Source organism: Thermus sp. NMX2.A1, assembly GCF_000511705.1.
Taxonomy (GTDB): Bacteria; Deinococcota; Deinococci; order Deinococcales; family Thermaceae; genus Thermus; species Thermus scotoductus.
Genome location: NZ_ATNI01000053.1, coordinates 1 through 22,545 on the forward strand (window position 1 = coordinate 1; position 22,545 = coordinate 22,545).

Annotated in this window: 22 protein-coding genes; 6 read left to right on the plus strand and 16 right to left on the minus strand. The window is 66.4% G+C overall.

The genetic code is table 11. From position 1 onward, the window contains the following. Together purL and purF are read left to right on the plus strand one after the other, a co-directional pair. Positions 1–1,862 (plus strand): phosphoribosylformylglycinamidine synthase subunit PurL (gene purL / locus TNMX_RS04655; RefSeq protein ID WP_038030009.1); only part of this gene is annotated, 1,862 nt, incomplete at its 5' end. Continuing rightward, on the plus strand, positions 1,849–3,240 hold the full coding sequence (gene purF, locus TNMX_RS04660) for an amidophosphoribosyltransferase (RefSeq protein ID WP_038030012.1): 1,392 nt from the start codon (positions 1,849–1,851) through the stop codon (positions 3,238–3,240). The genes purL and purF, both read left to right, overlap by 14 nt. A gap of 32 nt (positions 3,241–3,272) precedes the next feature. On the opposite strand, the gene TNMX_RS04665 is transcribed toward purF, so the two are convergent. Next, a complete protein-coding gene (locus TNMX_RS04665) occupies positions 3,273–3,548 on the minus strand; it encodes a hypothetical protein (protein ID WP_038030014.1) in 276 nt (91 codons plus the stop codon). Between the two features lie 116 nt (positions 3,549–3,664). Here TNMX_RS04665 and glyA point away from each other — a divergent pair, with 116 nt between their 5' ends. The 3 genes from glyA to TNMX_RS04680 are packed head-to-tail and all read left to right on the plus strand — an operon-like array spanning position 3,665 to position 7,687. Next, positions 3,665–4,888: a serine hydroxymethyltransferase gene (glyA, locus tag TNMX_RS04670; protein WP_015718053.1), complete on the plus strand. Its 1,224-nt coding sequence runs from the start codon at positions 3,665–3,667 to the stop codon at positions 4,886–4,888. Positions 4,889–4,910: 22 nt separating this feature from the next. Next, complete coding sequence (locus TNMX_RS04675) at positions 4,911–6,515, plus strand: DNA repair protein RecN (RefSeq protein ID WP_038030017.1); 1,605 nt, start codon at positions 4,911–4,913, stop codon at positions 6,513–6,515. After that, positions 6,512–7,687, plus strand: coding sequence for a diguanylate cyclase (locus tag TNMX_RS04680; protein WP_038030020.1), 1,176 nt, complete (start codon positions 6,512–6,514; stop codon positions 7,685–7,687). The genes TNMX_RS04675 and TNMX_RS04680 overlap by 4 nt, the downstream gene beginning before the upstream one ends. Here TNMX_RS04680 and TNMX_RS04685 read toward each other — a convergent pair. From TNMX_RS04685 to gmk, 5 genes are read right to left on the minus strand one after another with little or no spacing between them, the layout of a single operon-like run. Then, positions 7,671–8,282 (minus strand): MarC family protein, encoded by a 612-nt coding sequence (locus tag TNMX_RS04685; protein WP_038030023.1) that lies wholly within the window; start codon positions 8,280–8,282, stop codon positions 7,671–7,673. The two genes, TNMX_RS04680 and TNMX_RS04685, sit on opposite strands and share 17 nt — an antisense overlap. Before the next feature lie 6 nt (positions 8,283–8,288). Then, positions 8,289–8,765: an arginine repressor gene (gene argR / locus TNMX_RS04690; protein WP_015718057.1), complete on the minus strand. Its 477-nt coding sequence runs from the start codon at positions 8,763–8,765 to the stop codon at positions 8,289–8,291. A gap of 10 nt (positions 8,766–8,775) precedes the next feature. Further along, positions 8,776–9,966, minus strand: a complete 1,191-nt coding sequence (coaBC, locus tag TNMX_RS04695; RefSeq protein WP_038030027.1) for a bifunctional phosphopantothenoylcysteine decarboxylase/phosphopantothenate--cysteine ligase CoaBC — start codon at positions 9,964–9,966, stop codon at positions 8,776–8,778. Further along, positions 9,967–10,266, minus strand: coding sequence for a DNA-directed RNA polymerase subunit omega (rpoZ, locus tag TNMX_RS04700; RefSeq protein ID WP_015718059.1), 300 nt, complete (start codon positions 10,264–10,266; stop codon positions 9,967–9,969). It abuts the gene before it with no gap. Further along, the gene (gene gmk, locus TNMX_RS04705; protein WP_015718060.1) at positions 10,247–10,909 is read right to left on the minus strand and encodes a guanylate kinase; all 663 of its coding nucleotides are present in this window, start codon (positions 10,907–10,909) and stop codon (positions 10,247–10,249) included. Before gmk ends, rpoZ begins: the two co-directional genes overlap by 20 nt. A gap of 92 nt (positions 10,910–11,001) precedes the next feature. Here gmk and TNMX_RS04710 point away from each other — a divergent pair, with 92 nt between their 5' ends. Next, on the plus strand, positions 11,002–12,429 hold the full coding sequence (locus TNMX_RS04710) for a glycoside hydrolase family 13 protein (protein WP_038030030.1): 1,428 nt from the start codon (positions 11,002–11,004) through the stop codon (positions 12,427–12,429). Here the strand turns inward: TNMX_RS04710 and TNMX_RS04715 are convergent. The 10 genes from TNMX_RS04715 to TNMX_RS04760 form a co-directional block, all read right to left on the minus strand. Next, the gene (locus tag TNMX_RS04715; protein WP_038030032.1) at positions 12,426–12,872 is read right to left on the minus strand and encodes a methylated-DNA--[protein]-cysteine S-methyltransferase; all 447 of its coding nucleotides are present in this window, start codon (positions 12,870–12,872) and stop codon (positions 12,426–12,428) included. The two genes, TNMX_RS04710 and TNMX_RS04715, sit on opposite strands and share 4 nt — an antisense overlap. A gap of 25 nt (positions 12,873–12,897) precedes the next feature. Then, positions 12,898–13,995, minus strand: coding sequence for a SpoIID/LytB domain-containing protein (locus TNMX_RS04720; protein WP_015718063.1), 1,098 nt, complete (start codon positions 13,993–13,995; stop codon positions 12,898–12,900). A 21-nt stretch (positions 13,996–14,016) separates the two neighbouring features. Beyond that, positions 14,017–15,471, minus strand: coding sequence for a bacillithiol biosynthesis cysteine-adding enzyme BshC (gene bshC, locus TNMX_RS04725; RefSeq protein ID WP_038030034.1), 1,455 nt, complete (start codon positions 15,469–15,471; stop codon positions 14,017–14,019). A gap of 10 nt (positions 15,472–15,481) precedes the next feature. Next, a complete protein-coding gene (locus TNMX_RS04730; RefSeq protein WP_015718065.1) occupies positions 15,482–16,108 on the minus strand; it encodes a Crp/Fnr family transcriptional regulator in 627 nt (208 codons plus the stop codon). A 9-nt stretch (positions 16,109–16,117) separates the two neighbouring features. After that, entirely contained in the window at positions 16,118–16,942 is an 825-nt protein-coding gene (locus tag TNMX_RS04735; protein WP_015718066.1) for a menaquinone biosynthesis family protein, read from the minus strand. Positions 16,943–16,947: 5 nt separating this feature from the next. Next, entirely contained in the window at positions 16,948–19,731 is a 2,784-nt protein-coding gene (locus TNMX_RS04740; RefSeq protein WP_038030059.1) for a tetratricopeptide repeat protein, read from the minus strand. Positions 19,732–19,820: 89 nt separating this feature from the next. Next, a complete protein-coding gene (locus TNMX_RS04745) occupies positions 19,821–20,843 on the minus strand; it encodes a deoxyhypusine synthase (RefSeq protein WP_015718068.1) in 1,023 nt (340 codons plus the stop codon). A gap of 62 nt (positions 20,844–20,905) precedes the next feature. Beyond that, positions 20,906–21,127, minus strand: a complete 222-nt coding sequence (locus tag TNMX_RS04750) for a hypothetical protein (RefSeq protein WP_015718069.1) — start codon at positions 21,125–21,127, stop codon at positions 20,906–20,908. Then, positions 21,127–22,017, minus strand: coding sequence for a 2-hydroxyacid dehydrogenase (locus tag TNMX_RS04755; protein WP_015718070.1), 891 nt, complete (start codon positions 22,015–22,017; stop codon positions 21,127–21,129). Before TNMX_RS04755 ends, TNMX_RS04750 begins: the two co-directional genes overlap by 1 nt. A 1-nt stretch (position 22,018) precedes the next feature. Continuing rightward, positions 22,019–22,540 carry a GNAT family N-acetyltransferase gene (locus TNMX_RS04760; protein ID WP_015718071.1) on the minus strand — a complete coding sequence of 174 codons (522 nt, stop codon included), beginning with the start codon at positions 22,538–22,540 and terminating at the stop codon, positions 22,019–22,021. Between the last annotated feature and the right edge of the window lie 5 nt (positions 22,541–22,545).

A 22,545-nucleotide genomic window follows, 5' to 3' on the forward strand; every position in this document is an offset into this window, starting at 1 on the left:
CCCGGCCCATCGCCCTGCTGGATTCCTTGCGCTTTGGCCCCCTGGAGGATGCCCGAAGCCGCTACCTCCTCAAGGGAGTGGTCTCCGGCATCGCCCACTACGGCAACGCCATCGGGGTCCCCACGGTGGGCGGGGACCTCTACTTCCACGAGGGCTACCGGGAAAACCCCCTGGTGAACGCCATGTGCCTGGGGCTTCTTAGGGAGGAGCACTTAAGGCGTAGCCAGGCTTCCTTAGGCCGGCCCATCTACTACGCCGGGGCCAAGACGGGAAGGGATGGGATTGGGGGTGCCGCCTTCGCCAGCCGGGAGCTTTCCGAGGACAAGGAGGAGGACCGGCCGGCAGTCCAGGTAGGGGACCCCTTTTTGGGGAAGCTCCTCATGGAGGCCACCCTCGAGGCCATCGAAAAGGACCTGGTGGAAGGCGTCCAGGACATGGGGGCGGCAGGGCTCACCAGTAGCCTCTCGGAGCTGGCCTTCAAGTCGGGCCTCGGGGTGGAGCTGGACCTAGACCGCGTCCCCACCCGGGAAAGGAACATGGGGCCCATAGAGCTTCTCCTCTCCGAAAGCCAGGAGCGCATGGTCCTGGTGCCCAAGGAGGGCAAGGAGAAGGAGCTGGAAAAGGTCTTCCAGCGGTGGGGCCTGGACTGCGTGCCCGTGGCCAGAACCATCCCCGAACGGGTCTTCCGCGTCCTCTTCCGGGGCGAGGTGGTGGCCGAGGTCCCCACGGAGGCCCTGGCGGAAGCCCCCACCTACGTGCGCATCGGAAGGGAGGATCCCGAGATCCGAAGGCTCCGGGAGATGCCCCTTCCCCCGCTTGCCGCCAACCCCCAGGAGGTTCTTCTCCGGCTCCTCGCCTCCCCCAACCTGGCAAGCCGGGAACCCGTCTACGAACGCTACGACCACCAGGTGGGAACCCGGACCGCCCTGGTGCCGGGCAAGGGGGATGCGGCGGTGCTCTGGGTGAAGGGAACCCACTTGGGCATTGCGGCCAAGGTGGACCAAAACCCCAGGTATAGCCGCCTCCATCCCCGGCTTGGAGCCATGCACGCCTTGGCGGAGGCCTGCCGCAACGTAAGCGTGGTGGGGGCAAAACCTCTGGCCTACACCGACGGCCTCAACCTGGGAAGCCCGGAAACCCCGGAAGGCTACTTTGAACTCCAGGAAACCATCGCCGGTCTCAGGGAGGCCAGCGAGGCCCTGGGAGTGCCGGTGGTTTCCGGAAATGTATCCCTTTACAACGAAAGCGGGGGCCGGCGCATCCCCCCCACGGCCATGGTGGGGGTGGTGGGGGTCTTGGACATCAGGAGGCGGGCGGAGATGGGCTTCCGCCGCCCGGGAGAGGTGATCCTCCTTCTAGGGGAGGAGAAGGGGGAGCTTGGGGGAAGCGAGGTCCTCCACCTCCTTACGGGCCTCGAGGCGGGCCATCCACCCAAGCTGGATCTGGAGCGGGAGAAGGGGGTACAGGAGGCCATCCGGGAGCTCATCGGCTTGGGTCTCACCCGCACCGCCCACGACCTGGCGGAGGGAGGGCTTTTGGTGGCCCTGGCGGAGATGACCTTCCCCTACGGCCTGGGGGCCACGGTGGAGGTGCGCACCCGGGGCCTCGAGCAGCCGTCAGGCCAGCTTGCCACCCTCTTCGGCGAGGCACCGAGCCGGATCCTCTTCACCGTGGCCAAGGAGGACCTCAAGGAGGTCACCTTCCGGCTGGAGGAAAGGGGCCTTCCCTACCGCGTCCTGGGAGAAACCGGGGGGAATACCCTCACGGTCCTCACCCCGGATGGGGTGCTAGAGTGGGAGGTACAGGAGCTCCTCGCCGCCTGGAAGCGGCCCCTGAGGGAGGTGCTGGATGGACAAGCCTAGGGAAGAGTGCGGGGTCTTGGGGCTTTGGAGCGAAGAACCCCTGGACGCGGCGGGGCTACTCCATCTGGGCCTTCTCGCCCTCCAGCACCGGGGGCAGGAGGCGGCGGGGATTGCCGTATCGGACGGGAAGGAGTTCCTGGTGGAGAAGGATCTCGGCCTGGTGAACCAGGTTTTTACGGAGGAGCGCCTGGCCCGCCTGCGCCTGGGGGAAGCCCGGCTGGGCCTGGCCCACACCCGCTACTCCACCACGGGCTCCAACCTGCGCTTCAACGCCCAGCCCCTCACCGCCCGCACCGCCCACGGGGTTCTGGCCATCGCCCATAACGGCAACTTCACCAACGCCAAACCCCTTCGCGACCGGCTTCTAAGGGAAGGAGCCACCTTCCAGAGCACCTCGGACACCGAGGTGATGCTCCTCCTCCTCGCCCGCTTGGGCCACCTCTCCCTCCCCGAGGCGGCCGCCGAGGCCATGAAGGCCCTGGAAGGAGGGTATTCCATCCTCCTCATGGACCGCAGGACCGTGGTGGCCCTCCGGGATCCCCACGGGGTGCGGCCCCTGGCCATCGGCAGGCTTCCTAAAGGCTACGCCTTTGCCTCCGAGCCCCCGGCCCTCGAGCTCATGGGGGCCCGCTACCTCCGGGATGTGCGCCCGGGAGAGGTGGTCTGGGTGGAGGAAGGCGAGCTTAAAAGCCTCCAGGCCCTTCCCCCAAACCCCGCCCCCTGCGCCTTTGAGTGGATCTACTTCGCCAGGCCCGATAGCCTCCTGGACGGGGTCGAGGCCTACGAGGCCCGGGTGCGCATGGGCATGGAGCTCTTCCGGGAAGCCCCGGCCGAAGCGGACATGGTGGTGCCGGTGCCCGACTCCGGCATCGGGGCGGCGGTGGGCTACGCCAAGGCTAGCAGCCTTCCCCTGGAGTACGGCCTCTACAAGAACCCCTATGCGGGCCGCACCTTCATCCAGCCCACCCAGGCGCTGAGGGACCTGAAGACCCGCTTGAAGCTCTCCCCCACCTCGGCGGTGCGGGGCAAGCGGGTGGTGCTCATCGACGACTCCATCGTGCGGGGCACCACCAGCCGCCACATCGTGGCCATGCTGAAGGAAGCAGGGGCCCGGGAAGTCCACTTCCGGGTTTCCAGCCCCCCCATCCGCTTCCCCTGCTACTACGGCATCGACACCGCCGCCCGTAAGGAGCTCATCGCCGCCGAGAAGAGCGTGGAGGAGATCCGGGCCTTCATCGGGGCGGATACCCTGGCCTTCCTCTCGGAGGAAGGAGTCAGGCGGGCCATCGGGGGGCCCGTGTGCCTGGCCTGCTTCAACGGCCGCTACCCGGCCGGGGTGCCCGTGGAAGGGGAAAAACTGGCCTTGGAAATCCTCTAGGCCCTATTCCTAATCCCCACCCTAGCCAAGCCTTAGCCCCTCGAGGCCAGCCCCCGCTTCAGGAAAAACCCCGCCCCAAGGCCCAGGAGAAACCCCACCAGCAGGAAGATAAAGGCGAAAGCCCCGGTGGAAGCCAGGTGCCAGCCGAAGAACCAGTAGCTGCACACCGCATACCGCTCCACCTGCACCCGGACCAGCTCCGGCAGGTCGCGGCTGGAGGTAAAGTTGATGAGAATAATGGCCACAAGCAGGATAGCCAGGGTCAGGGCAAGCCCCCACTTCAAAATCGGGAAAACACTTCCTTTCATGTCCCAAGCTTACCAAAGGAAAGACCCTTTCCGGGGTACTTCCGCCTCCTCCTAAGGCCCCGGTTCCCGGTAAAGGTAACCTGGTAGCGCCCCGGTGCAGGGCCTATAATCGGCCTATGGTCAGGACCAGCTTACGGGACGAGGCCCTTTTTCAGCTCATCGCCCTGGAGGAAAAGCGCCAGCGGGAAGGCCTGGAGCTCATCGCCAGCGAGAACTTCGTCTCCGCCCAGGTGCGGGAGGCGGTGGGAAGCGTCCTCACCAACAAGTACGCGGAGGGCTACCCGGGTGCCCGCTACTACGGGGGATGCGAGATCATCGACCAGGTGGAAAGCCTGGCCATCGAGCGGGCCAAGGAGCTCTTCGGGGCCGCCTGGGCCAACGTCCAGCCCCACTCCGGCTCCCAGGCCAACATGGCGGTGTACATGGCCCTCATGGAACCGGGGGATACCCTCATGGGCATGGACCTGGCCGCGGGAGGCCACCTCACCCACGGCTCCAAGGTGAACTTCTCCGGGAAGCTCTACAAGGTGGTTTCCTACGGGGTCCGGCCCGACACCGAGCTCATCGACCTGGAGGAGGTGCGACGCCTGGCCCTCGAGCACCGGCCCAAAGTGATCATGGCGGGCGCCAGCGCCTACCCCCGCTTCTGGGACTTCAAGGCCTTCCGGGAGATCGCCGAGGAGGTGGGGGCCTACCTGGTGGTGGACATGGCCCACTTCGCCGGCCTGGTGGCGGCGGGGCTCCACCCCAACCCCCTCCCCCACGCCCACGTGGTCACCAGCACCACCCACAAGACCCTAAGGGGCCCGAGGGGTGGGCTCATCCTCTCCAACGACCCGGACCTGGGCAAAAAGATCGACAAGATCATCTTCCCGGGCATCCAGGGCGGGCCCTTGGAGCACGTGATCGCCGGCAAGGCGGTGGCCTTCTTTGAGGCCCTGCAGCCCGAGTTCAAGGAGTATAGCCGGCTGGTGGTGGAAAACGCCAAGCGCCTTGGCGAGGAGCTGGCCAAAAGGGGCTACCGCCTGGTCACGGGGGGAACCGACAACCACCTCTTCCTCCTGGACCTCCGCCCCAAGGGCCTGACCGGCAAGGAGGCGGAGGAGAAGCTGGATGCCGTGGGCATCACCGTGAACAAGAACGCCATCCCCTTTGACCCCAAGCCCCCCAGGGTCACCTCTGGGATCCGCATCGGCACCCCGGCCATCACCACCCGGGGCTTCACCCCGGAGGAGATGCCCCTGGTGGCGGAGCTCATCGACCGGGCCCTCATGGAGGGGCCCTCGGAGGCCCTGCGGGAGGAGGTTAGGCGGCTCGCCCTCGCCCACCCCATGCCCTAGGGAAGCCTTAGAATGGAAGAAGATGCTCAAGCGCCTCGAGGTGCGTAACCTCGCCGTCATCCGCGAGGCTACCCTGGAGCTCGGGCCTGGGCTCAACGTCCTCACCGGGGAAACCGGGGCGGGGAAAAGCCTCCTGGTGGACGCTTTAGCCCTCCTCCTGGGGGCCAGGTCCGAGGGGCTTTTGGGGCCTTTTGGCGACAGCCTCCTGGTGACCGCCTTCTTCCAAGGTGAGGGCGAAGAGCACATCCTCTCCCGCCGCGTTGGGGGCCGCTCCACCCCCCGGATCGATGGGGAGGTGGTGAGCCTCAAAGAACTCCAAGAGGAGGCGGAAAGGTGGCTTTCCCTCCACGCCCAGCACACGGCCATCGCCCTCCTCTCCCCCAAAAGGCAACGGGAGCTTCTGGATGCCCTGCTGCCCCCGGGCCTCCTCCAGGAGTACGGGGAGGCCTACAGGAAGCATCAGGCCCTCCTTGCGGAAAAGCGCACCCTGGAGGAAGCCCTGAGGGCCAAGACCGAGCGGGAGGACCTCTTGCGCTTCCAGCTCAAGGAGATCCTGGAGGCAAGCCCCAGGCCTGGCGAGGACCAGGAGCTGGAGGCCGAGGCGCAAAAGCTTCGCCATCTGGAAGCCCTGAGGGAGCGCTCGGGAAAGGCCTACGCCCTCCTGGCGGAAGGAGGTGCCCTGGATCTTCTTCAGGCAGCCCTGCGGGAGCTAAGGGCGGGAAGCCGCTTTGACCCGGCCCTCGAGGCCCTGGCTAAGGACCTGGAGGCGACTTTGGAGGGAGGCCGGGCCGTGGCCCGGGAGCTGGAGGACTACCTGGAAAGCCTGGAAGGAGATCCCAGCCGCCTGGCCCAGCTGGAGGAGCGCCTTTCCCTTCTGGAAAGGCTTAAGCGCAAGTACGGCCCCACCCTGGAGGAGGTCCTGCGCTACCGGGAAAGGGCAGAGGAGGAGCTGAAGGCCCTGGAGGGAGGGGAAGAGCGGCTTTTGAAGCTGGAAAGGGCTTTAAGGGTGGCCTCGGAGGCCCTCTATAAAGCGGGGGAGCGCCTTTCCGAAGCCCGCCTCGAGGCGGCAAGGAAGCTGGAAAAGGAAATGGAGACGGAGCTTTCCGCCCTGGGTTTCCCGAAAGCCCGCTTCCAGGTGGAGCTCAAGCCCCTTCCCGAACCCGGACCCCAGGGCCTGGAGGAGGTCCTCTTCCGCTTCTCCGCCAACCCCCACCTTCCCCCCGCTCCCCTTTCCGCAGCCAGCGGCGGGGAGCTCTCCCGCATCGCCCTGGCTTTAGCCCTCCTCACCGGGGCCGAGGCCCCCACTGTGGTCTTCGACGAGGTGGACACCGGGGTGGGCGGGGAAACCGCCTGGAAGGTGGCGGAAAGGCTCGCCCAGCTGGGCCAGGCCCGGCAGGTCCTGGTGGTCACCCACCTGCCCCAGATCGCCGCCCGCGCAAAGAGGCACCTCAGGGTGGTGAAGGAGGGGGAAGAGGTGCGCATCGAGGTGCTGGAAGGGGAGAAGCGCATACGGGAGCTCGCCCGCCTCCTCTCCGGCCAGTACACCGAGGCCGCCTTGGCCCACGCCCGCCTCCTTCTGGAAGGAAACGGCCACCTTGCACAGGATTGGGTGGAGGCCCAGGAATGAATCCCCTCGAGGCTCCCTACCCCGTCTATCTTGTCCGGGAAACGGAGGTGGTGCGCAACTCCCTGGCCGAAGGCCTCCCCCTCCCCCAGGGGGACACCCTGGAGGTGGGGACGAAGACCTACCAGGTGGTGCGCCTGCCCGCCCCGGAGGGCACCTACCTGCTTCTCCTCGAGGTCAGCCATCTGGCCGTGCGGGCCAAGGCCTACCAAAGCCTCCTTCGGGTGCTGAAGGGGCTCATGCAGCACGAGGAGCCGGAAGGCCTTCTCAAGGACTTGATCCGCGAAGCCGTGGCGGTGGTGCCAGGAGCCGAAGCGGGCAGCATCCTCCTAAGGGAAGGAGCCTTCTTTTACCTGGTGGCCCAGGAAGGTTTCAGCGAGCGCCTGCTCATGGCCCGCACCTCCTTGGAGGAGGAGCTCTTCTGGTACGGCCTGGGAGTGGACAACTGGCAAAAGGGCCGGCCCCGGGTCCTCAAAGGGGAGGAGGTGCGGCACCTTTCCAGCCTGAGCACCGTGGAGGCCAGGCCCCTCTTCTTCGAGCACGGCCGCCTTCTGGAAATCCAGGCCACCTTGGGCCTGCCCATCGTCCTGGAGGGGGAGGTGCTGGCCACCATGAACCTGGATAGCTTCTCGGACCCCGAGGCCTTCGGCCCCCTTTCCCTGGAGCTGGCCCAGGCCTTCGCCTTGGAAGCCGCCCTCCTCCTCAAGGCCCTTAAGGAGCGCCAGGCCCTGCAGGAGGCCGCCCGCACCGATCCCCTCACCGGCTTGGGCAACCGCCGGGCCCTGGAGGAGGCCTTTCCCCTGCTCCTGCAGGAAGCCCGGACCCTGGGGGAGCCTTTGTCCCTGATCTACTGGGACCTCAACGGCCTTAAGGCCTTGAACGACCGGGAGGGCCATGCAGTGGGCGACCAGGCCCTGAAGAGCCTGGCCCAGGCCCTAAGAAACCTCTCCCGCCGCCGCGACGTGGCCTTCCGCATCGGCGGGGATGAGTTCGTGAGCCTCCACCTGGGCCTGAAGGCGGAGGAGATCCCCACCCTCATCGCCCGGCTTCAGGAGAACCTGCCCTACCAGGTGGCCGCAGGGGGGCTTCTGGTGGAGGGGGAGGACCTGGAGGCCCTCCTCAAGGAGGCCGACAAACGCATGTACCGGGCCAAGAGGGCTAGAAAAGGGCTTTAACCCCATCCGCCACGTACTGCACCGCCAAGGCCGCCAGGAGGATCCCCAAGACCCGGGTGACCACGTTCACCCCCGTGCGGCCCAGGGCCCGGCGCACCTGGGCCGCAAGCCGGAGGAACAGATAGGCCAGGGCCAGGACCAAAAAGACCGTGAAAAGGACCACCACAAAGCCCAGGGGTTCCTTCCGGGCCTCTGCGGCCAGGATAAGGACGCTGGCCAAGGCCCCGGGGCCGGCGATCAAGGGAATGGCCAGGGGAAAGACGGAGATATCCGCCCGGAGGCGGGCCTCATCCTTTTCCTCTTCCGTTTCCCGCTCGTGGTGGGCGAAGACCATCTCGGTGGCGATGCGGAAGAGGAGGATGCCCCCGGCGATGCGCAGGGCCTCGAGGCTGATCCCCAGGTAGCCCAAAAGCCCCCGCCCGAAGAAAAAAAAGGAGACCAAAAGCCCCCCCGCCACCAGCACCGCCTTCCGGGCGATCTGGGCCTGTTTCCTTTGAGGACGGTCCCCGGCCAGGGCCAGAAAGACCGGCACCAGCCCCACCGGGTCCATGACCACGAAGAGGGTGAGGAAGGATTTGAGGAAAAGCTCCAGCACGAAGGCCTAAAGGCGCATCTTCCCCGCCACCAGGAGTTCCCCGAACTCCTCCTCCAGGGCCCTCGCCCCTTCCTCGGTCCGGGCCACCACCAGGATGGTATCCTCCCCCGCCAGGGTGCCCACGATCTCGTCCCGTTTGAGGCGGTCCATCAAAAGGGCGATGCCGGAGGCGTGGCCCTCCGCCGTCTTCACCACCAGGATATTCCCCCCCCGGTCCACGTCCTTGACGAAGAGGCCAAACTGCCGCTTCAGTTCCTCGTAAACGTCCTCGGGAAGCTCCATGGAGGGCAGGGCGTACTTGTGCCGCCCCTTGCCCAGGGAAACCCGGGCCAGCCTCAGCTCGGCGATGTCCCGGCTCACCGTGGCCTGGGTCACCTCAAACCCCAGCTGCCTCAGGCGCTCCACCAGCTCCTTCTGCGTGCCGATCTCCTCCCGGCTCACGATCTCCTGAATGGCGCGGTGCCGCTCCGCTTTGCTTCGCATAGACACCCCTCTAACCCTTCCAGAACTCTTTAACCAAGTCCAGTATACGGTCGGCCACCTGCCGCTTGGGCATGCGGGGGAGTTCCAGCACCCGGCCATCCCGGAGGAGGAGGACCACCTCGTTCTCGAGGCTGCCGAAGCCCACTCCCTCCCGGTTCACCCAGTTGAGGACGATGAGGTCCAGGTTCTTGCGGAGAAGCTTCTCCTTGGCCCGCGCCAGGCCCTCCCCCGTCTCCATGGCGAAGCCCACCAGGACCCTCGGTCCCTTGTTCTCCCCCAGCTCCTTGAGGATGTCGGGGTTGGGAAGGAGGCGGAGAACCTTCTCCGCCGCCACCTTGGGCTCCTTCTCCCGGCTCACCTCCGCCGGGCGGTAGTCGGCCACCGCCGCCGCCATCACCACCGCCTGGGCCCAGGAATAGCGCCCCAGAATGGCCTCGCGCATCTCCAAGGCGCTTTCCACCCGCACCACCTCCACCCCCCAGGGGGCGGGCAGGGCCGTGGGCCCGGAAACCAGCACCACCTCCGCCCCCCGGTCCCGGGCAGCCTCGGCCACGGCATAGCCCATGCGGCCTGAGGAAGGGTTGGAAAGGTAGCGCACCGGGTCCAGGTACTCCCGGGTGGGGCCGGCAGACACCAGAAGCTTAAGGCCCTTAAGGTCCTTGGGGGTGAGGAAGGCCTGAAGCCTCTCCAAAAGCTCCTCGGGCTCCAGCATCCGTCCCCATCCCTCCCCCTCCCCCACCGCCGCCAGAGGTCCGTGGGCGGGACCGAAAAGGGCATGGCCCACGCCCTCGAGGGTCCGGGCATGCTCCTGGGTCCTGGGGGAAAGCCACATGGCCTCGTTCATGGCCGGGGCCCAGGCCACCCGCTTAGCCCCTGCGAGAAGCGTGGCGGAAAGGAGGTCGTCGGCCAGACCCAGGGCCGCCTTGGCCATGGCGTCGGCGGTGGCGGGAGCCACCAAAACCACATCGGCCCAGCGGGCGAGTTCTATATGTAAGGCCCGGCCATCCGGCCTGAACCAGGCCTCCTCCGTGGCCACCTCCCCTCCAGCGGCCACCGCCAGGGAAAGGGGGGTGATGAACTCCAGGGCCCTGGGGGTGGCCAGGACCCGTACCTCGTGGCCCTGGCCCCTGAGAAGACGGAGGAGGTGGGGGGCCTTGATGGCCGCCACCCCCCCCGTCACCGCCACCAGGACCCGGGCCACCTACTCCTCCTCTTCCACCGGGTAAAGCCGCTCCATCTCCCTCTGCAGGCGGTCCTCGGGCACCAGGTTCTCCCCGAAGACCAGCCTTCCCGTGAGCATCTCCTTCATGGCCCAGGTGACGGGGTTGGGGTCGTCCAGGATCCCCTCGAGGGTCCGCATCTTGGGCCTCTCCTCCGGCTCCAGAACCGTGTTCTTAAAGCGGTGGCGGAGAAGCTGCTCCGCCCGCTTGGCCACCACCACGGTGAGCCGGTACTTGGAATCCACCATGCCAAAAAGCTTGTCAATCCCGGGTTCCGCCATAACTCCTCCGTAGAATCTCGTCCAGCTCAGCTTCCAGGTCCTTATCCCGCTTCAAGGCCCTCTCCAAGGCGGGGCCCATCCTGGGGGTACGCCGCCTCTCGGCGGTAAGGATGGCCAGGAAGTCGGCCACCGCCTCCTCCAGCACATCGTTCACGATCACGTAGTCAAAGAGGTGGGCGTTTCGTATCTCCCACTCCGCCTGCTTCAGCCGCTTTTCGATCTTCTCCGGGGCGTCCTTGCCCCGGTAAACCAGACGCCGCTTCAGCTCGGAAAGGGAAGGGGGCAGGAGGAAGATGAGGACCGCCTCCGGTACCTTCTTGCGCACCTGCAGGGCTCCCTGGACCTCGATCTCCAGGAGGACATCCTCCCCCCGGGCCAAGGCCCGCTCCACCGGAGCCTTGGGGGTACCGTACAGGTGCCCCACGTACTCGGCGTGCTCCAAGAACCCATCCTCCCGCAACAGGGCCTCAAAGGTGGCCCTGTCCACAAAGTAGTAGTCCACCCCATCCCGTTCCCCGGGACGCGGGGGACGGGTGGTCATGGAGATGGAGTAGAAGAGGCGGGTGCGCTCCAGCACCTTGGCCCGCACCGTGCCCTTCCCCACCCCGCTGGCCCCGGTCATGACGAAAAGGCGGCCCCCCATACCCCTCACCCCGGGAGGATACCAAAGCCACCTGGAGGAGGCAAGGATTTTTGTGACCTATAACACACTACCCGCGTGGTACACTTGGCCCCGTGACCTGGTACGAGGGCGCTTTCTTCTACCAGATCTTTCCCGACCGCTACTTCCGGGCTGGCCCTTTCGGAAAGCCTGCCCCGGCGGGTCCTTTGGAACCCTGGGAAGCACCCCCCTCTCTTAGGGGCTTCAAGGGGGGAACCCTCTGGGGCATAGCGGAGAAAATCCCCTACCTCAAGGACCTGGGGGTGGAAGCCCTTTACCTGAACCCCGTCTTCGCCTCCACCGCCAACCACCGGTACCACACCACGGACTATTTCCAGGTGGATCCCCTCCTGGGGGGGAACGTGGCCCTAAGGCACCTCCTGGAAGTCGCCCACGCCCACGGCATGCGGGTCATCCTGGACGGGGTCTTCAACCACACGGGTAGGGGCTTTTTTGCCTTCCAGCACCTTCTGGAAAACGGAGAACAAAGCCCCTACCGGGACTGGTACCACGTGAAGGGTTTTCCCCTAAACCCCTATAGCCGCCACCCCAACTACGAGGCCTGGTGGGGCAATCCCGAGCTCCCCAAACTCCGGGTGGAAACCCCGGCGGTGCGGGAGTACCTCCTGGAGGTGGCGGAGCACTGGATCCGCTTCGGCGCGGATGGCTGGCGGCTGGACGTGCCCAACGAGATCCCTGACCCCGAGTTCTGGCGGGCCTTCCGCAGGAGGGTCAAGGGAGCCAACCCTGAGGCCTACATCGTGGGGGAGATCTGGGAGGAAGCCGACTTCTGGCTCCAGGGGGATATGTTCGACGCCACCATGAACTACCCCTTGAGCCGGGCCATCCTGGGCTTCGTGGGGGGAGAGGTCCTGGACCAGGAGCTATCCTCCCGCTCGGGCCTGGGGCGGATCGAACCCCTGCAGGCCCTGGCCTTCAGCCACCGCCTGGAAGGCCTCTTCAGCCGCTACCGCCCGGAGGTGGTGCGGGCCCAGATGAACCTCCTCACCTCCCACGACACCCCCCGCCTCCTCACCCTCCTTAGGGGAAGCGTGGAACGGGCTAAGCTCGCCCTTTCCCTGCTTTTCCTCCTGCCTGGAAACCCCACGGTGTACTACGGGGAAGAGGTGGGGATGGAAGGAGGCCATGACCCGGAAAACCGGGCAGGCATGGTCTGGGACCCGGCCCGCTGGAAGGAAGAGATCCGCCAAACCGTGCGGCGCATGGCCCGCCTGCGCCAGGAACACCCCGAGCTCCGCACCGCCCCCTACCAGCGGGTCTATGCAGCAGACGGGCACCTGGCCTTCACCCGGGGGCCCTACCTGGTGGTGGTGAACGCCTCTTCCGAGCCTTTCCGCCAGGATTTTCCCCTGCATGGCGCCCTGCCTCGAGGGGCCCAGGCCGTGGACCTCCTCTCCGGGAAAACCTGCACCCCGGCGGGAGGACGCCTTTGCGGGCCCGAGCTTCCCCCTTTTTCCGTGGCCATCTGGGTGGAGGTCTAGGGCCAGGCTCCTTCAAAGCGCAGGAGCCAGGCCTTAAGCCCTTCCTGTCCGGCAAACCCCCCAAGCCGCCCATCCGCATGAATCACCCGGTGGGCAGGCACCAGGAGGAAAAAGGGCGAGGCCCTCATCCCCGCCCCCACCGCCCTTGGGGAAAGGCCAAGCTCCCGCGCCAGGCTTCCATAACTTTCCGTGCGCCCGTAGGGGATAAGGCGCACCCTCTCGTAAAGGGCCACCCGCTTGGGGGAAACTCCCGTGTAGTCCAGGGGGATGTCCAAAAAATCGGGCTTTTCCCCGGCAAAGTAGGCCAGCACCCGCTCCCGCACCCTTTCGGCCACGGGGCCCCTGGCCTCGAGGCCCCGGGGGAAGAGGGTGGGCTCCAAACGCCGCACTCCCCCAGGGCTCACCTCGAGCCACAAAGGACCGATGGGCGTGGGAATCAACATGGCTCCTTAGCGGGGTCGGCCGAGGCTATCTTGTGGCCCAAGCCTCCTCGGGGTCCGAAATCCCACCCAGCAAAAGGTCGGAGAGGAAGGTGCCGGGGAAGTAATGCCCGAGGATCTCCCGGTACCCGTACCCTGCCTCCGCCATGCCCTTGGCCCCCCACTGGGAAAGCCCCACCCCGTGCCCTGCTCCCCGGCCCTCCGCCTGCCAGCCCCTAAACTCCACCAAGGCCGAAGGCAGGCCCAGGTTCCGCACCAGCCGCTGGGCCTCCGGGCCCTGCACCTCCACCCCCAAAAGCCGCAGGCGCCACACCCTTCCCGAGGCGCTTCGCTCCAGCACCACCGGGGAATCCCCAGGGGAGCCAGCCTGGGGCGTACGGCCCATGGCCCTCAAGGCCGCCGCCGCCCGCTCCGGGCTCACGGAAAGCTGCCACTGGCTTTTGGGACCCCGGGCGTAGGGGTCCGGCCTCGGCCGCAAATAGGGCAGGGCCTTCTGAAAGACCTCCTCGCTCCCTGCGGTCATACCCCCGGAGTCGGCGTGGTAGAGAGCGGAAATGGCCCTTCCCTGGTAGCTGAGGACCTTCCCCCGGGTACCCCTCACCGCCTCAGTATGCCTGGGGGTTTCCACGGCCAAGCCCAGGTAGACCTGGCAGATCTCGCTGGCGCAGAGGTCGTAAGGAGCCCGGGGATTCAAGCGGTTCACGGCGAAGGTGCGGGCCACCACCGCCTGGGCCTTTAAAGCCTCCTGGGGGAAGCCCTCGGGCATCTCGGCAGGGAGGACGCCGAGGAGGTAGTCCTCCAAAAGGACCTGGTTCACCACCCAAAGCCTCCCCCCCTGGGCAAGAAGGCGCACCCCACCCCTATAGGTGCGCCCATCCAGGCGGAAATAGGGTCCGGGAAACTCCCAAAAGGGCTGGAGCCTGCCCTCCACCCAGACCCCTTGGGCCTCCCCCCTGGCCCGCACGGTTCCCTGGCCCTCCGGCAGGAGAAGGGATACCTCCTGGCCCTCCGGCACCTCCTTAAGGAGCACCCTGAGGAGGAGGTCCTCCTTCTGGCCCCGGGAGGGCAGGAGCCAGACCAGCAAAAGGAGGCATGCCAGAAGGGCACCCTTTAACCCATGCGTCATATACTGCCCCCATCCTACCACCTAGCCCAAAACCAAGGTGGCCTTTCCCGAGATGGGTGCCTCCTGGAGCTTAAAGAGGGCCTCCGGGTGGCGCAAGGCGTACATGGCGAAGGGGTAGACCCGTTCCTGGGGGAGGCCTCGAGGCAAAAGGTGCCGCTTGAGGCGCTCCAGGTGATGCAGAAGGACCGCATCCCGCCCCATGCGGGCGCGAAGGAGCTTCTTCAAAAGCCTTTCCCCCTCCCCCTTCAGCCTCGCCTGGAAGCGGCGGAAAGGCCTTTCCAAGGTGGGCTCCAGGGCATGGGCCTTCTGGCCCAGGGCCTCCACCTCCTCCAAGAGGCGCAAAAGCTCGGCCTCGAGGCCCCTGAACCCTTCCAGCACCTCCTTGACAGCCTTAAGAAAGGCATCCTCCCCCCCATCCACAAACGCCCAGGGATCCAGGCGGTACCTCTCCACAATGCGGCGGATGGGAGGCTCCAAAACCACCGCCCTCAGGCGAAGGAAGAGGGCAGGCATGGGGATGCCGTAAAGGGCGTAGACCCCGGAAAGCTCGGCCACATACCGGAACTCGTTGGGACCCACCACGAAGCCCGCCGTGGGCAGAACCAGGTCCTGGAATACCGGCCTCAAGCCCGCTGCGGGGGTGAGGCGGCTGGGATCGGTCCTGAGGATCTCCAGAAGCTCCTTTTTGCCGTAGCGGCGCACCCCGTCGGTAAAGGCACCATCCTGGTAAAAAAGCAGTCTTCTCTGGTCTGTTTCTAAAAAAAGATTGGTGGCTCCTGGCTTGCGCTTCAAAGGAGGCTTGCCCCCCAAAGCGCGGATGCGCTCCGCCTCCTGGTTGATGGCCTGGGCGCTGGCCAGGGGGTCCTCCAACTCCCTTTCCAGGGCCTTTTGGAAAAGGGGGGCAAGCTCCGGGGCCATGGGGTCAAAGGGAATGAGGCCCCGCTCCCCCAGAAAGGCCAAGAGGGTGCGGGCGAAAAACTCGGACAGGGTTTCCCCCTCCAGGGCGTAGGCTACCCGGGCATCCCGGGACCAGGGGCCCAGAAACTCCCTCACCGCCTCTCGGTAAGGGGCAAAAGGAATCCGCCCTGCGGGAAGGGGCGGCAGGGGCAGGGACAGGGTACGCACCTCCTCCTCCAGGAGAAGGTGAAGGTGGCGCACCTCCTCCACATCGTGGTCCTGGGAAGCCACCCAGAAGAGGGAAGCCGCCCCCACCTTTTCCGCCAGGCCCAAGGCGGTGTGGGCCTTGTAGAAGGTCAGGGCCGGCCCTCCCAGAAGCCCTGCCTGCTGGCCCGTGACCACCGCCCCCTGCCCCAGGCCCTCGAGGGCCGCCAGGACCTCCCGTGGAGCCTGCAGACGCTTCAGGTAAGCGGTAAGCGCCGAAGAGAGTTGGGGATGGCCTTCCCGGCCCAAGCGCTCTTTGAGGACCTCTTCCCCCTGGGGTAGGCCCAAAAGCTGGGCCAGGACCTGGGCTTCCATGCTTCAAAGCCTAAAGCGCCTCAGCCAGGCGGGCAAGGGCCTGGGGTTCCCGGACCTCCACCCTCCGGTAGCCCAGGTCCACCACCCCCGAAAGGGCCCACTCCCCCAGGAGCTTGGTCACGGTCTCCCGGGTGGCCCCCACCATACGGGCCAGGTCCTGGTGGGAAAAGGCCACCTCCCCCGCCTGGCTTAGCCTGAGGAGAAGCCGGGCCAAGCGCTGGCTCACGGAGAGGTGGCGCAGTTCCCAAAGCCGCTCCTCCGCCTCCTTCAGCCGGGCGTAGAGGGCCTCCAGGAGGAAGCGCTCCACCTCGGGAAAACGCGCCCGCACGGGGGCCAGGGCTTCCTGGGGGGCGAAGAGGAACTCGGCGTAGGTCAGGGCGGTGGCCCCCGAAGTGCGCCTTCCTCCCCCCACCAGGGCCTCCTCCCCAAAAAGCCCCCCAGGCCCCACCACCCCCAAGGTGGCGGGCTCCCCTTCCGCCGAGCGGGGTCCCTCCAGCCAGACAAGCCCTTCCCGCACCAGGTACACCCCGTCCGCCCGGTCCCCCAGGGCGTAGAGGGGGGTACCCCGCAAGACCCTCTTGGGCTGGAACACCCTGGCCATCTCCCGCCGGGCCTCGAGGGAAAGCTCCTGGAACATGCCCCGAGTTTACAAAAAGAGGGGGGCTTCGGAGGAAGGGATAAGCCCCCGGGCCTCGGCCTCAGCGAAGAGCCTTTTCACCGCCTTTTCCCCTTCCTCCCCCACGTCCTGGCTGAACCCGTTCACATAGGTGCGTACATGGGCCCAGATCACCTCCTCCGAAAGCTCCTGGGCATGGGCTTTCAAGTAGGGAAGGGTTTCCTCGGGATGGGCAAAGGCGTATTCCAGGCTCCGCCGCACCGCCTCGTCCAGGGCCTGGATGAGCTCCTTCCCCAGATCCCGCCGGGCCAGGATGGCCCCCAAGGGAAGGGGCAGGCCCGTTTCCCCCTCCCACCACTCCCCCAGGTCCAGGACCCTGACCAGGCCGTACTCCGGGTAGGTGAAACGGCTTTCGTGGATGATGAGACCCGCCTCCACCTCCCCTTGGGCCACCAGGGGCATGATCCGGTCGTAGCGCACCTCCACCGGCTCAAACCCTTCCGCGTACAGGGAGAGGAGCAAAAAAGCCGTGGTGTTCCGCCCGGGAATGGCCACCCGGGCTCCCTTCAGGCTCCTCAAGGGCTTCTTGGCCACCACCAAAGGGCCCACCCCTCTTCCCAAGGCTCCTCCGCTCCGTAGGGCCACATACCGGTCCCGCACCCTCCCATAGGCGGCATAGGAGAGCTTGGTCAGGGGTAGCCTCCCCTCCAAAGCCCAGCGGTTCAGGGTTTCCACGTCCTCCAAAACCGCCTCCACCGGAAGGGGGCTTTCCACAAGGCCATGGGTGAGGGCGTAGAAGATGAAGGTGTCGTTGGGGCAGGGGGAGTAGCCCAGCTTCAGAACCGGCGCCTCCATGAACCCTACTGTACCCCCTTGAGGGCCCGTTTGAAGAGCTCGGGGGCGAAGGCCTTGAGGGCTCTTAAAAACCCCGTGGCCCCCCGGGCCCGCCCCGGGATCACGTAGACCGGAACCCCCAGGCGCTCCGCCTCGAGGCGCACGGGCTCGGAGAAGTCATGGCCCACATAGCTGGAAACCACCATGAGGCCATGGGCCTTCTCCAGGCGGTTCTGGATACGCCTCAGGGCCTCCTTGCCCACGCCGGCGGTGTCCGCATCAAACCAGTCCACCTTAAGGCCCCGGGCCTCGAGGAGGGGAACCAGCCGGCTCCTGAGCTGGGTGTGCCCGCCCACCACCAGAAGGTGCTCCCCGTGGAACTGGGGCAGGCCCTCCTGCAGGAGCTCCTCCTTGGTCTCGGGCAGGGCCTTTGGGCTTTCCCCCAAGGCCTCCAGGCCCCGGCTCACCGCCTTAAGCTCCTCCAGGTAAAGGGTAAGGCTCTCGTCGTGAGGCCTGAGGAACAGGAGGTTTCTCAGGACCTCCCGGGAAAGGTCCAGGTCCTTTTCCCGGTAGAGGGCTACCTCCAAGGCTTTCTGCCAGTGCTCCGCCGCCTTCCGCCAGTTGCCCTGGGCCTCGTAGTGCTCCGCCAGGTCAAAGAGCACCTCCAGGGCCTGGGGGTCAGCCTTCAGTTCCTCCAGCAAGAGCCTTTCCACCTCCTCCCCCCGCCCCTCGGCATACAGGGCTGCCAGGTACTGCCCCCGCACCTCCGAGGCCTCGGGGCTTTCCCGGAAACCACGGGAAAGCCGGTAGGCCAGGGCCAGAAGCTCCAGGGGGGGCTTGGGCGTGCGGCCCAGGGCCTGGTAGAGAAGGCTAAAGGCAGCCCAGGGACCCTCCAGCCTCTCCAGAAGGGCAAGGAGCCCCATGAGGTCCTCCTCGGCCACCTCGGAAAGCCCGGCATCCCGGGCCCGGGAGAGAAGCTCCCTGGCCAAGACCTCCTCTCCCCCCTTCAGGGCCTCCTGGGCCAGCTGGAAAAGGTAGGGGGCGGGGTAGGCCCTCAAGGCGTGGGCCCGCTTGTGGTCCCCCAGGATCTCCTTAAGGGGCCGCCTGAGGGCCCTCTTCACCTGGGCCAGGTGGTGGTAGGCCAGGCCCGCCACCTCCCCTGTTCCCCGCTCCGCCGCCCGCTCCAAAAGGCGCAGGGCCTCCAGGTGGCGCCCCTCCCGTTCCCGGAGCATCCCAAGAAGCAGCAAGGCCTCGGGGATCTCCGCCCGGGCCAAGGCCTCGGTGAGGTAGGGCTCCACCGGCTTTAAATCCTCTAGAGGCCGCACCTCCAGAGGGGAGCGCACCCTTAGGGCCACCAGGGCGAGCCCCAAGAAGCCCTCGGCCTCGTCCAGATCCGCAAGCCTCCTGGCATACCGCTCCGCCCGGGCAAAAAGCCCCTGGATCAGGGCGGCCTTTAAGCCAAGCCGGAGCATCTCCCGGGTCAGGAGGGTTGGGGAAAGATCCTCTACAAACTCCGCCCGGCGGCTTACCTCCGCCCACTCCCCTTCCCGGGCGAAGCGGCGCATGCGCTCGGTGATCCGCTCCAGGGCCTCCCGCACGTACCCTTCCGCCTCGGGCAGGCCCGATTCCACAAACTGCCTGAGGGCGTCCGCATACCGCCCCAGGCTCAGGTAGACCCGGCCCAGGTAGATCCGGTACCTTCCTCCCCTCCCGGCCAGGGCCTCGAGGCGCGGCCTGGCCCGCTCGTACTCCCCGAGCTCCACCAGCACCATGGCCCTCAGGTCCTCCGCCTCCTCGGAAAGGGCCCGCCTTAAGACCTCCTCCGCCTCGGCATAGCGGGAAAGGGCGAAAAGGGCCCGCCCCCTCAGGCAGGCCGCCTCCCCTTCCACTCCCTCGGGCAGATGGGCCAGCACCTCCGCATACCGCCCTGCGGCCAGAAGCTCCCGCACCTCGGAAAGATCCCCCTGAACCAGAACGGGAACCTGCAGGGGTGCCTCCTCGAGGTCCAGGGAAGCTTCCTCGTCCACCGCCAGGGACCAGGCCTCCTCTTTAACCTCCAGTGCCTCGGGCCTTCTCGCCAGCACCAGAAAGTACTCCCCTTCCCCCACCCGCTCCACCTGGTCAAACCCCAGGTGCTTTAGGCCTTCCTCCACCCCTTCCGGGCTTTTGCCCAGGAAGGGTCCGTGGCCGTAGATCAAAAGCCCACCGGGCTTCAAAAGCCGGGCCAGAAGGGGAAGGCGATCAAAGAAACCGAAGCGCTTCCAGAAGGAAGGGGCCTCGAGGCGGCTTTCCAGCTCCTGGTCCACAAAGCCCTCGGGGAACACGGAAAGGAGAAGCAGGGTGTCAAAGGGAGGAAGCTCCGCCTCCTCCGCCCAGGCCGCATGCCAGACCACCTCGGGCACCCGCTTTTTCCCAAGCTCCACGGCCTCCTCCACCCCGTCCAGGGCGTGGAAGGAAAGCTCGGGCCGCTTCCTTTGCAAATAGCCCACCAAGGCCCCGGTGAAGGCCCCCACCTCCAAAACCCGCCCCTCCAAGCGGGAAGGCACCTCCCGGGCGTAGAACTCCAAAAAGGGCAGGTGCATGCCGTAGACCAAGGCCTCCCCCTTGGGCACCTTGAGGATCTCCTGGTAGAAACTTCGCACCGCCTCCCTGCCGCCCCCCGAAAGGTAGGCGCGCCAGGCCTTGAGAACGGGCTCCCGCTTGGCGGGGCTTCCCACCCGCTTGGCCAACTCGGCCTCAAAGCGCCCCGGGGAAACCGGCCCCAAGACGCCAAACCGCTCCTTCAGGTATAGCCTTAGCTCATCGGGCATTTGCCGGAAGTCTACCAAAGGGAAGGGGGGTTGGTCCAGCAGAAACCCCCCGCCCGGGCATAACCCCAAGCGGGGGGAACCCCGGCCCGCTAGGCGGGAACCTCCTCAGCGAAGAGGTCGGCGTAGCGCCGCTTGGCCCGCATGGGAGCCCGGTGGTAAACGTAGGAGGCCAGGAGGGGGAAGGCCAGGGTGGCCTCGGCGAAGACCATCTGGGAAAGGGCGGCGTCCACCTTGCCCCAGCTTTGGGCCTCGGAGAGGGTGGAGCCGGAAAGCCCCCCATCCCGCTCGTCGGCCACGGTGATCTGGATGGCGTACTTGTGCATCTCCACCTGGTGGCCCAAGACCTCCGCGGCCACCACAATGTCCTGGGCGAAGTTCTTGGGCACCCCACCCCCCAGCATCACCAGGCCCGTGGTGCCGGCTTTGAGCTTGATCTGGGTGAGCTCGCGGAAGTCGGCCACGGAGTCAATGGTCACGTGGGCCTTGGGGTTTTTCACCTGGTGGTAGACCAGGCCGAACCCCGCGGAGGAGTCGGAGAAGGCCGGCACGAAGATGGGCACCCCCTCCTCGTAAGCAGCCCGGACGATGCTCTTCTCCCCCAGGCCCCTTTCCGCCAGGTAGCGGCCCATGTGCCAGATGAACTCCCGGCTGGAGTAGGGCCTAGGCTCCAGGGAATCGGCGATCTCGGCGATGGTGTAGTCCGTGTGGCGGAGCTCCTCCTCGTCGATGTAGGTGTCGTAGATGCGGTCAATCCAAAGCCGCCTAAGGGTTTCATCGTCAGCCTTGGGGTCCCCCTGGTAGTGGCGGTGGCCCAAGGCTTCAAAGAAGTCCTGGTCCACAATGTTGGCCCCGGTGGCCACGATGGCGTCCACCAGGCCCTTCCGGATGAGGTCGTGGATGATGAGGCCCTGGCCCGCGGAAACCAGGCTCCCCGCCAGGGTAAGGATGACGGCGGCGTCGTCCTCCAGCATTTTGAGGTAGATCTCCGCCGCCCGGTAGAGGTTCCGGGCCTGGAAGGCAGTCTTGCCCATGGCCTCGAGGATGGGTCCAGCGTCAAAGGCCTTGATGTCTATGGGAACCACGGGCGTAGAGAGGAGTTCTTTCTTCTCCATCCTTCTCCTTTCTACGCGGGGTGGGCGTCGGGCGGCTCCCCCCTTGTTCGCGCCCCCTGCCTTTAGGGCAGGACTTCCAGTATACCACCCCCGGCGATGGGGGGGTAGACCTCGAGGGGGCCCTCCACTTCCTCGTGGGGCTCCACCATCCTTCCGCCCACCGCCAGAAGCCAGGCCTCCTCCAGGGGAATGCCCAGCTTCTCCAGGGCTTCCTTGGGCGTCTTAGCCTCCACCTCGAGGACCTCCCCAAACCGCCTAAGGTCCCCGTGAAGAACCACCTTCATCAGTATCCCTCCAAAACCAAGTTCCTAAGGGGCTCACCCCGGAGGTACCGCCCCACCTGATCCGCCAAAAACCGGGCCGCCCGGCGGTGGAAACCCTGGGAAAGCCCGGCCACATGCGGGGTGATGAGGACTCCAGGAGCCCGCCAAAGAGGATGGTCGGAAGGCAGAGGCTCAGGGTCGGTGACATCCAAGGCCGCCCGAACCTTTCCCTCCCGTAGCGCCTCGAGGAGGGCTTCTGTGTCCACCACTGGCCCCCGGCCAGCATTCACCAAAAGAGCTCCCGGCTTCATCCAGGAAAGAAAATCCCGGTCCACCAGCCCCCGGGTTTCGGGGGTAAGGGGGAGGAGGATCACCACGGCATCCGCCTGGGGCAGAAGATGCGGGAGGTCCTGGGGAGTGTAGACCCCAGGGCGGGCGTGCCTGGCCACGGGAAGCACCTCCACCCCAAAGGCCCTAAGCCTCTCCTCCACGGCTTTCCCGATGGAACCGTAGCCCAATAGAAGCACCTTCTTGCCCTCGAGGTCGGCCAGCACCCTGGGAGCCCAGCGCCCTTCCCCCTGGGCCTGCAAAAAGGCAGGCAGGTCCTTAAGAAGGGCCAAAAGGCTCATCACCACCCACTCCGCCACGGGCACGTCGTGGATGCCCGAGCCATCGCAAAGCACCACCCCCTCGGGCACAAGGGGCAGGATCCAGTCCACCCCGGCGGAAAGGGTCTGGACCACCTTGACCTCTACTTGTTCCAGCACCCGCCGCACCACTGCCTCCTGGCCGAAAGGAGGCAGGAAGAAGTCCACCGCCTTGGGCCAAGGCTCGTCCAGGTAATGCACCTCCACCTCTTCGGGTAAAAGGGCGAAGACCTCTTCCCTAAGCCTTGGGCTCAAGATGCGCACGCTAGCCTTCCGGCTGACCACGGGTCACCTCCATGTACACATCCTCCCTTCCCTTAGGCCCCGGGCCCAGGCCCACCTGGCGGAAACCCGCCTTCTCAAAGGCCCGCCTGGCCCTAAGGTTATGGGCAAAGGTGCGGAGCTTTACCCGCGTAAGCCCCAAGGGACCGAAGGCATAGGCCAAGGCCGCCCGCACCGCCTCCGTGCCGTAGCCCTGGCCCCAGCGGTCCTTCCGCCCGATGAGGATGCCCAAGGTGGCCTCCTCCGGGGTGAGGTCGTAAAGCTCGAGGGTGCCCAGATACTCTCCCCTCTCGTCCAGGATGACGAAGGCCAGGCGGTCCTTTCGGCGCATCTCCGCCAGGACGAAGCGCTTGAAAAGCCAGAAAGGCGAGCGCAAGGGGCTCGAGCCGTTCCACTCCGCCACCTCGGGGTCGCGGAAGGTCTCATAAAGCCCCTTCCACTCCTCCTCAGTGAGCCCCGCGCTAAAGGGCTTCAGGGTAACGCGGCCATAGCGGGGCCAGTCCACACGAA

Bases quoted from the DNA above. Each gene is read 5' to 3' on its own strand.
- bshC (WP_038030034.1), bottom strand. From the start codon at position 15,471: ATGGAAGCCCAGGTCCTGGCCCAGCTTTTGGGCCTACCCCAGGGGGAA.
- TNMX_RS04730 (WP_015718065.1), bottom strand. From the start codon at position 16,108: ATGTTCCAGGAGCTTTCCCTCGAGGCCCGGCGGGAGATGGCCAGGGTG.
- TNMX_RS04680 (WP_038030020.1), top strand. From the start codon at position 6,512: ATGAATCCCCTCGAGGCTCCCTACCCCGTCTATCTTGTCCGGGAAACG.
- purF (WP_038030012.1), top strand. From the start codon at position 1,849: ATGGACAAGCCTAGGGAAGAGTGCGGGGTCTTGGGGCTTTGGAGCGAA.
- TNMX_RS04750 (WP_015718069.1), bottom strand. From the start codon at position 21,127: ATGAAGGTGGTTCTTCACGGGGACCTTAGGCGGTTTGGGGAGGTCCTC.
- TNMX_RS04675 (WP_038030017.1), top strand. From the start codon at position 4,911: ATGCTCAAGCGCCTCGAGGTGCGTAACCTCGCCGTCATCCGCGAGGCT.
- argR (WP_015718057.1), bottom strand. From the start codon at position 8,765: ATGCGAAGCAAAGCGGAGCGGCACCGCGCCATTCAGGAGATCGTGAGC.
- TNMX_RS04665 (WP_038030014.1), bottom strand. From the start codon at position 3,548: ATGAAAGGAAGTGTTTTCCCGATTTTGAAGTGGGGGCTTGCCCTGACC.
- TNMX_RS04740 (WP_038030059.1), bottom strand. From the start codon at position 19,731: ATGCCCGATGAGCTAAGGCTATACCTGAAGGAGCGGTTTGGCGTCTTG.
- TNMX_RS04745 (WP_015718068.1), bottom strand. From the start codon at position 20,843: ATGGAGAAGAAAGAACTCCTCTCTACGCCCGTGGTTCCCATAGACATC.
- rpoZ (WP_015718059.1), bottom strand. From the start codon at position 10,266: ATGGCGGAACCCGGGATTGACAAGCTTTTTGGCATGGTGGATTCCAAG.
- TNMX_RS04720 (WP_015718063.1), bottom strand. From the start codon at position 13,995: ATGACGCATGGGTTAAAGGGTGCCCTTCTGGCATGCCTCCTTTTGCTG.
- gmk (WP_015718060.1), bottom strand. From the start codon at position 10,909: ATGGGGGGCCGCCTTTTCGTCATGACCGGGGCCAGCGGGGTGGGGAAG.
- glyA (WP_015718053.1), top strand. From the start codon at position 3,665: ATGGTCAGGACCAGCTTACGGGACGAGGCCCTTTTTCAGCTCATCGCC.
- TNMX_RS04715 (WP_038030032.1), bottom strand. From the start codon at position 12,872: ATGTTGATTCCCACGCCCATCGGTCCTTTGTGGCTCGAGGTGAGCCCT.
- TNMX_RS04735 (WP_015718066.1), bottom strand. From the start codon at position 16,942: ATGGAGGCGCCGGTTCTGAAGCTGGGCTACTCCCCCTGCCCCAACGAC.